The organism is Halalkalibacter lacteus (assembly GCF_036663595.1).
GTDB lineage: Bacteria > Bacillota > Bacilli > Bacillales > Bacillaceae_D > Halalkalibacter > Halalkalibacter lacteus.
Window position 1 is genome coordinate 1 of the sequence record NZ_JAWRVL010000198.1, and the last position, 273, is coordinate 273.

1 protein-coding gene is annotated in these 273 nt (G+C 71.4%); it reads left to right on the forward strand.

All coding sequences use genetic code 11. The features are described 5' to 3' along the window. The coding region (locus SAZ04_RS22065; protein ID WP_332699734.1) for a hypothetical protein at nt 1–273 on the forward strand (273 nt) is incomplete at both ends.

Here is a 273-nt window from a genome sequence, read left to right on the forward strand (position 1 = left end):
GTGGCCGAGCCCACCTCCGTGCTCTGGCTGAACGGCAGGGCGCTCACCGTGAAGCAGGCCACCCTGACGCAGGCCGGCGCGCCCATCGCGCTGACGCCAGCGCCGGGCAATGACAACTTCATCGGCTTCACGCTGGAGCGCCCACTGGCAAAGGGCCCGGCGACGCTGCGCATCACCTACGAGGCCGTGGCCTCCACGCGCGAGCTCGAGGGCGCCTTCCGAGCCCAGGAGCGCGGCGACTGGTACCTCTTCACCCAGCTCGAGCCCATGGGC